This window comes from Xanthobacter sp. BG11Y11_SDJG (assembly GCF_057364445.1).
In genome coordinates, this window is record NZ_JBNFNU010000245.1 from 1 (window position 1) to 6,519 (window position 6,519).

Sequence of the window (6,519 nt, forward strand, 5' to 3'; positions counted from 1 at the left end):
CACGCGGCCGCACCGGAGCCCGAGGCATGAGCGCCCGGCCGAGCCGGCGCCCGCGTCGGCGCCGTGGCCCGTGCCGGCGCGGCCTAGACCACGGCCATGCGCGGCTGCGGCCGCTCGCGGGCGAGGCGGGTGAGGATGTCGATGCCCTTGGCGAGGACGCTCGTCTTCTGCGCCGGATTGACGGAGATGCGGAACGCGCGCGGCGGCGTCGCGCCGCCGATGGTGAAGTTCTCCGATGGCACCACCGAGACCCCCTCGCGACGGGCCGCATCGCAGAATTCCGCCGCCCGCCAGTGGGCCGGCAGATGCAGCCACTGGAAGAACGCCGCCGGGTGGCTCGACACCGTCCAGCCCTCCAGCAGCTTCAACGCCGCCTCGTGGCGGGCGCGCAGCTCCGCCAGATTGTGGCGGGCGATGGCGTCGGCCGAGCCGTCGGCGATCATCGCCCCGGCGATCTCCAGCGGCAGCGGCGCATTGGCCAGCATCAGCGCATGGAGGGTGTGGACCAGCCGCTCGCACAGCGCCGGCGGGCTCGCCATGTAGGCGACGCGCAGGGCCGGCGAGATGCTCTTGCCGAACGAGCTGATGTAGATGGTGCGCTCCGGCGCGAAATGGGCGATCGGCAAGGGCCGCTCGGTCATGCCGCTGATCGCCGCATCGTCCTCGATCAGCACCAGATCGTGCCGGCGCGCGAGGTCGGCGATGCGCTGGCGGCGCTTCTCGGACATCATCGCCGCGGTGGGATTGTGGACCGTGGGCTGGAGATAGAGGCAGCGCCCGCCGGTGGCGGCGATCGCCTCCTCCAGCGCCTCGGGAACGATGCCTTCGGCGTCGATGGCGACCGGCGCGAGGCGGCGACCGAGCAGCGCGCCGAGGGAGTTGACGCCGGAATAGGTGAGCGCCTCGGACAGCAGCGTTTCGCCGGGGCCGACGGTGGCGCTGATCGCCACCAGCAGCGCCTGCTGGCCGCCGCCGCAGGCGATCACGCGGTCGGGCGTCACCTGGAGGCCGGAGCGGCGGATCCATTGGGCGCCGGCGGTGCGGTGGGTCAAAAGGCCCTCGGCGGGCGGATATTTGTGCACCGGCATGAGCGCGGCCCGCGCGGTGGCGGCCGCCATGGCCTTCGCCAGTTCTTCGGAGAGGCCCGCGACGGGCGAGCGGTAGCACGCGAAATCGATGGTGCCGGGCATCCGCTCCGGCAAATAGTTGGGAATCGTCGCCTCGATGCCGCGGCACACGAACGTCCCGCGCCCGACCTCGCCGGAGACCAGCTGGCGCTTCTTCATGATGTTGTAGGCGCGGCCCACCGTGCCGACGGTGACGCCGAGCTGCTCGGCGAGGTCGCGCTGCGGCGGCAGCTGGGCACCGAGCGGCAGTTCGCCACTGTCGATGGCCTCGGCGATGGCACCGGCAAGCGCGAGGTAGCGCGGGCCTTCAAACTTCGAGATGTCGGGTGTCCATACCCCCGCGCCGGCGGCGTCAGTCATGGCGTTCGGGCTCTCCGGTCGAAGATCAATCTGGTGGATAATGTAACTTATCTGACGGCTACATTGATACAGGGATGTTCCGGAGAGAGCAGGCCCCGCCGAGGCCGCTGCGGGTGCGCGCTTTGCCCCGGAAGAATGGCGCCGCTTCGCGCTCAACCCCAGGCCGCCCCGGGCGACGCCATGGCGCTTTGCTCAGGACCAAGCAATCGGCGCGCCGCCGGTGTGCGCGCACCGCGCCGACAGAAGGGAAGGAAACAACAATGAGCAATCCGTTCCGCGATGCCACCTATGCGCAGGCTCTGGCGCTGCTGGAGGAGCTTTTCGGCGCGCGCGATGCCCTGGTGTTCCGCGACCAGCGCTTCTCCTTCGCCGATCTGCGCCGGGAGGCGGACGCGGCGTCCCGGCGCTTCGCCGCGCTGGGACTGACGGCGGGCGACAAGGTCGGGATCTTGATGCCGAACGGCCGGAATTCGTCTGGTCCTGGCTCGGCGCGGCGCAGATGGGGCTGGTCTGCGTGATGCTGAACACCCGCCTGCGGCGCGACGAGATCGCCTACCAGCTTGGCCAGTCGGACTGCCGGGCGGTAATCGTGGCCGATGCGGGGGACGGGCCGGACTTCCTCACCACGCTCGCCGAACTGTGCCCGAACCTGCGCGACGGCGCGCCCGGCGCCCTTGCCGGCGCGGCTCTGCCGATGCTGGATTTCGTCATCGTCTGCGAGGCGACGAATCGCGGCTATGCCGGGGCCGTCACCTGGACCGGACTTGGCCAGATTGAGCGGGACCTGCCGGAACTGGCGAGCGATCCCGCCTCCCCCGCCATCATCTCCTACAGCTCCGGCACGACGGCGCTGCCGAAGGGGGCGATGATCTCCCATTGCCTGTGGCGCAAGGCCTGGGACATCGGCATCCGCGTCGACCTGACCGCCGACGACTGCCTTTATCTCGCCATCCCCATGTTCGGCTCCATGGCCACCATGAACGGCATCGCCCCCTATTGGGTGCGCGGCGCCAAGGTGGTGCTGGGTGAGCAGTTCGACGCCGGCGCCTGCCTCGCCGCGATCGCGCAGGAGAAGGTGACGGGCATGCACGTGCTGCCGCCGATCCTGCGCCAGCTCCTGGCGCACAAGGATTTCCGCAGCACCGACACGTCGTCCCTGCGCCTCGCTTATACCCTCAGCATCGACCCGGACATCCTCGCCCAGGTGGAGGACGAGCTGGGCGTGCCCGGCACCATCACCGGCTACGGCATGACCGAGACCACCACGGTCGTCACCCGCAACCGCTGGGACGATCCGCGCGATGTGCGGCACGCCACCCAGGGCTGGCCGCTGCCCGATCTGGAGGTGGCCATCATGGACCCCGCGACGCTCGCCCCCATGCCGGCGGGCGAGCCGGGCGAGATCTGGGTGCGCGGCTATTCCATCATGCTCGGCTACTACAAGAAGCCCGAGGAGACCGCCCGCGCCCTCACGCCCGACGGCTGGCTGCGCACCGGCGACTGGGGGCGCCAGGACGAGACCGGCCGCGTGACGCTGCTCGGGCGCCTGGGCGACACCTACAAGTCGCGCGGCTTCAACGTCTCGCCGGCCGAGGTGGAATATGTGCTGCAGCGCCATCCGGCGGTGGAGACATGCGCCATCGTCGGCGTGCCGGACGACCGGCATGGGGAAGTGGGCATCGCCTTCGTGGTTCCTGCCGCCGGCGAGACGGCGCAGGAGGACGACCTGCTCGGCTATCTGAGGCCGAAGATCGCCGCCTACAAGATGCCGGCCCGGGTGTTCCTCACCGACGCGCTGCCGCTGACCTCCGGCACCGGCAAGGTGCAGAAGTTCAAGCTGCGCGCCGAGGCGCTGGAGCGCCTGGGGCGCGCCGAGCCGGCACCGGCCCAGCCGGCGTCGGCGTGAGCGAAGGGCCGCTGGAACAGTCGGCACGGCCCGGCGAGATTGTTACCATCACGCAGCATCAATTGCGTACATTATGACCATATTGTTGGTGACAATCTAATTTGAACGTGATCAGAATAGCCCAACAATAAGGAGACGCCGCATCCGCCGACGGCAGAGCAGCGTCCGACGGGAGAGGTTCGCGATGGGGGAGAAGCGCTTTTCCGGCCGACGGGTGATCGTCACCGGCTCGGCGCGCGGCATCGGCCGGGCGACGGCGGAACGATTCGCCGAGGACGGCGCTGCGGTGGCGGTGATCGATCTCGACGCGGCCGCAGCCGAGGCGACGGCCGCGGAGATCGCCGCCGCCTACGGCACCCAGGCGGTGGGCATCGCCTGCGACGTCTCGGTTCGCGCGCGCGTGGACGCGATGGTCGAGGAGGTGGCGCAGCGGCTCGGCGGCATCGACGTGCTGGTGAACAATGCCGGCGTCACCCGCGACAACCTGATCCACAAGATGGAGGACGAGGAATGGGACCTCGTCATGGGGGTCCATCTGCGCGGCGCCTTCCTGTGCACCCGCGCCGCCCAGCGCCACATGGTGCCGCAGAACTACGGCAAGATCTGCAACATCTCCTCCACCTCCGCCCTCGGCAATCGCGGGCAGGTGAACTATTCCACCGCCAAGGCCGGCCTCCAGGGCTTCACCCGCACGCTCGCTTTGGAACTCGGTCGCTTCAACATCAATGTGAACGCGGTGGCGCCCGGCTTCATCGACACCGAGATGACGCAGCTCACCGCCCGCCGGCTCGGCCACGAGCCCGAGGCCTACCGCCAGATGCGGGCCAAGACCATCGCCATCGGCCGCGTGGGCGTGCCGCGCGACGTGGCGAACCTCGTCTGCTTCCTGTGCTCGGACGAGGCAGGCTTCGTCAACGGCCAGGTGGTCTATGCCAGCGGCGGCCCCGAGACGCGGCGCGGCTGAGGCCGCGGCAGTGCCAACAGCCAAGAAAAAACAGAACGAAGTGGAGGAGACGATGATCGATCCCGTCGAGGCGCTGGAGCGCGACGACATCAAGGAGCTGGAGGCGCTTGCCATCGGCGAGTTCCGCCCGCGCGGCGCGCGCTATGACGCCCATTGCGACATGCCGCGCGAGAACATCGAGGCGCTCTTCGCCCGCGGCTGGCTGACCACGACCCTGCCCAAGGAGATGGGCGGCAAGGGCTCGAACCTCACCACCAACGATCCCTCCACCTATCTCCAGGCGCTGCGCGTGATCGCCCGCGGCTGCAGCTCCACCGCCCACTGCTACCAGGTGCAGAACCACACCGCCTGGGCGGTGAACGACCTCGGCACGCCGGAGCAGCGCGAGCGCTTCATCAAGCCCATGTTCGCGCGCCCGACGCTCACCGGCTTCGTCGGTTCCGAAGCCAAGCGCAAGCACATGTACATGATGAACACCTCCGCCAAGCGGGTGGACGGCGGCTTCATCCTGAACGGCGAGAAGAACTACGCCACCAACGGGCCGATGATGAGCTTTGCCATCATCTTCGCGGCCATCGAGGGCGTGAACAACTATCTCGACAACCATCAGATGCTCATTGTCGAGCCCGGCATGGACGGCGTGACCATCGACAACGACTGGTACCGGCCGAACGGCATGCGCGCCGCGGCGAGCCCGATCATCACGCTCGACAACGTGTTCATTCCGGACAGCCACGTTCTGGGCGAGCCCGGCGCCTATCCGCGCGGCCGCTGGCAGGGCCGGTTCCATCTCGGCTTCACCGCCAATTATCTCGGCACCACCGAGGGCATGTACGAATGGTGCCGCCAGTATCTGATCGAGCGCGGCCGCGGCAAGGCGGAGCTGATCCAGATGCGCATGGGCGAGATGCGCATCGCCCTCGATGCGGCCGGCGCGCTGTTCCACGACGCCATCCGCGCCTTCAAGACCCGCTCGGTGGTGGAGGCGGAGCTGCTCTCCATGAGCGCCAAGTCCACGGCGGCGCACGTCGCCTTCGAGCTGTCCCACAAGCTGATCCACGCGGTGGGCTCGACGGCGCTGTTCGACGAATATCCGCTGGCCCGCTATCTGCGCGACCTGGAGACCCATGTGCTCCATGCCGGGCACGACCGGACCGCGCAGATCGTCGGCCAGGCGGTGCTGAACGAAACCTTCGATTCCACCCTCCAGCGCTGAGGGCGAAGGCGTGGCGACGGGGCGCTTCGACGAACTGGCGGTGGGGGACAAGGACACGCTTGCGAGCGATCCCATCACCACCCGCCAGTTGGTGATGTATGCGGGCGCCTCCGGCGACTTCAACCGCATCCATTACGACCAGGCCTACGCGCAGGAGGCCGGGCTCGGCGGCGTCATCGCCCACGGCATGCTCACCATGGCCATCGCCGGGCGCAGCGTTTGTGCGTTCGGCGGTCCCGGCGCGTTCGTGCGCGACATCGAGGGCCGCTTCCTCAACCCGGTGCGGCCGGGGGACGTGGTGGTCATGAGCGTCGAAGTGACGACGAAGGGCATGCGGGAGGCGCGCCCTGCTGCGACGTCGCCATCGTCGGCGAGGCGGACGGGCGGCGCGTGTTCCAGGGCACCGCCACGCTCGCCTTTCCCCGCTAGCCGCAGCGTCCCGCATCGTGCCTGCGCCACACGTCCGACAGATCGGGAAAGGGTCGATGAAGAGCGTCCTTATCGCCAATCGCGGCGAGATCGCCTGCCGGATCGCGCGCGCCTGCCGCAGCCTCGGGCTGCGCAGCATCGCAGTCTATTCCGATGCCGACCGCGACGCGCTGCATGTGGAGATGGCGGACGCGGCGGTGCGCATCGGCCCGGCCCCGGCGCGGCAGAGCTATCTCCATGCCGAGGCCATCCTTTCCGCCGCGCGCGCCACCGGCGCGGACGCGATCCATCCCGGCTACGGCTTCCTGTCGGAGAACGCCGGCTTCGCGCGACAGGTCGCGGAAGCCGGCTTGGTCTTCGTGGGTCCGGCCGACACCATCATCGCCGAAATGGGCGACAAGGGGCGCGCCGGGCGCGGGCGGAAGAGGCGGGCGTCCCGGTGCTGCCGGGATCGGGACGGCTGCCGGACGAGGCAGGCCAGGACCTTTTGGCCCGCGCCGCCGCCGTGGGCTTCCCG

At 69.4% G+C, this 6,519-nt stretch carries 5 protein-coding genes and 2 pseudogenes; 6 read left to right on the forward strand and 1 reads right to left on the reverse strand.

The annotated features are described in order from the left end of the window. Window positions 1-83: 83 nt before the first annotated feature. A complete protein-coding gene (locus AC2W7M_RS17390; protein WP_486133593.1) occupies window positions 84-1,487 on the reverse strand; it encodes an aminotransferase-like domain-containing protein in 1,404 nt (467 codons plus the stop codon). Between the two features lie 260 nt (window positions 1,488-1,747). On the opposite strand from AC2W7M_RS17390, the pseudogene AC2W7M_RS17395 reads away from it, so the two are divergent. The 6 genes and pseudogenes from AC2W7M_RS17395 to AC2W7M_RS17420 all read left to right on the forward strand — a co-directional run. Beyond that, window positions 1,748-2,868: pseudogene (locus AC2W7M_RS17395) on the forward strand (class I adenylate-forming enzyme family protein); the annotation flags it as partial. 45 nt (window positions 2,869-2,913) lie between these two features. Next, window positions 2,914-3,393, forward strand: a complete 480-nt coding sequence (locus tag AC2W7M_RS17400) for a class I adenylate-forming enzyme family protein (protein ID WP_486133601.1) — start codon at window positions 2,914-2,916, stop codon at window positions 3,391-3,393. A gap of 184 nt (window positions 3,394-3,577) precedes the next feature. Beyond that, window positions 3,578-4,357, forward strand: coding sequence for an SDR family NAD(P)-dependent oxidoreductase (locus AC2W7M_RS17405; protein WP_486133595.1), 780 nt, complete (start codon window positions 3,578-3,580; stop codon window positions 4,355-4,357). A 52-nt stretch (window positions 4,358-4,409) separates the two neighbouring features. Further along, window positions 4,410-5,573, forward strand: coding sequence for an acyl-CoA dehydrogenase family protein (locus AC2W7M_RS17410; RefSeq protein WP_486133597.1), 1,164 nt, complete (start codon window positions 4,410-4,412; stop codon window positions 5,571-5,573). A 40-nt stretch (window positions 5,574-5,613) separates the two neighbouring features. Continuing rightward, window positions 5,614-5,895, forward strand: a pseudogene (locus AC2W7M_RS17415) (MaoC/PaaZ C-terminal domain-containing protein); the annotation flags it as partial. A gap of 163 nt (window positions 5,896-6,058) precedes the next feature. Next, a partial coding sequence (locus AC2W7M_RS17420) for a biotin carboxylase N-terminal domain-containing protein (RefSeq protein ID WP_486133599.1) occupies window positions 6,059-6,519 on the forward strand: 461 nt, incomplete at its 3' end.